The sequence below is a fragment of the Mucilaginibacter sp. P4_G9 genome (assembly GCF_056400985.1).
Map to the genome: position 1 here is coordinate 1 of NZ_JBFUKF010000756.1, position 1,295 is coordinate 1,295.

General features: G+C 41.4%; 1 protein-coding gene and 1 rRNA gene. Both read left to right on the top strand.

What is annotated here, in order from left to right; all coding sequences use genetic code 11:
• A 5S ribosomal RNA gene (gene rrf / locus AC1DPZ_RS27390) occupies window positions 1–91 on the top strand; the annotation flags it as partial.
• Between the two features lie 454 nt (window positions 92–545).
• Window positions 546–1,025, top strand: a complete 480-nt coding sequence (locus tag AC1DPZ_RS27395) for a rhodanese-like domain-containing protein (RefSeq protein WP_477409472.1) — start codon at window positions 546–548, stop codon at window positions 1,023–1,025.
• Window positions 1,026–1,295 lie beyond the last annotated feature (270 nt).

Sequence of the window (1,295 nt, forward strand, 5' to 3'; positions counted from 1 at the left end):
GTCTACCTCTTCCCATTCCGAACAGAGAAGTCAAGCCCGCCAGAGCCGATGGTACTGCGGTAAAACGTGGGAGAGTAGGTCGGTGCCCAATCTTAAATCAAGCCCTTGCTGGAAACAGTCAAGGGCTTTTTTGTGCGCTTTGGTTTCCGGGGTAAACCTTTGAAAAGTCAAAAGTCAAAAGTCAAAATTCAAAAAGAAGGCGAATAGCTTACAGCAAGCAGTTTCGTGCCATAAATGATCAGAAAAGGGGGACTTTTAGGGTTGTTTTAAAGAGAAAAAGTGAAGAAAAGTGCAGAAATATCGCGGTTTATTTAATGTTTTTTTGAATATCCTTTTTGGAACCTTAATCCACCATCCCGGCTACCTGCCGGAACCCTAAAATGGGCTGGCTACCTTTTGGAACAGCTTCGAAGTACTGACAAAGTAGTGTCACCACTTGGTTGGATGGTGGGTGGTATATTTGTAGGGTTGGGTTTGCGGGTAAAAAGGATTTATAGATAAACATCATATTTACATCACCAACGGTTTTATAAATCACCTTTACTATGAAAGTTACATTTTTTATAACGGTTTTATACATTTTAATAACTGGCTTATGTGGCTCGGTAGCGAAAGCTCAAATTACCCCTATGGCAATGCCATCCACAATTAATAATTATCCCTGGACAGATAAGCAATTAATGGAACCAGCTGTACTGGCCGCCAGTCTGGTGAATACTCCTGCAAATCAACCCTTAATATTGAACATTGGCGCAGTAGAGGATATCATGGGGGCCAAACATATAGGGGCGGTTAGCAAACCGGAAAATATGGAACTGCTCGAAAAGACTGTCTCTGCTCTGCCAAAAACAACGGAAATTGTTATTTATTGCGGATGCTGCCCCTTTACAAAATGCCCCAATATTCGTCCTGCATTTCTGCAATTGCAAAAGCTTGGCTTTACAAATGTTAAACTTTTAAATTTGCCGGTAAATCTGCAATCCAGCTGGATCTCCAAAGGTTACCCCTTGGCGACTAACCGATAGAGAGCGCATATGTTTGCGATCTCTGGCGGTGTATTATTAAAACTATCCATGCCGGATCTCGATGTAAAAGAAGTGGCATGGATAATTGGCTTTATAGAAATATGTGCGCTTAAAGCCTAACTTTTCTTCTTTTTGTTTTGTTCCTTTTGATGTTCTAACAAAAGGCAATGCGCGGCACAGGCGTGAAGTTTATAATTTTTGTGGGTGGTGCCCAAATTATGTCCCTGGGGATCTAAAATTTCACATTTTTCTTTGTCCAGGTCTTTGGTG

Bases quoted from the DNA above. Each gene is read 5' to 3' on its own strand.
- AC1DPZ_RS27395 (WP_477409472.1), top strand. From the start codon at position 546: ATGAAAGTTACATTTTTTATAACGGTTTTATACATTTTAATAACTGGC.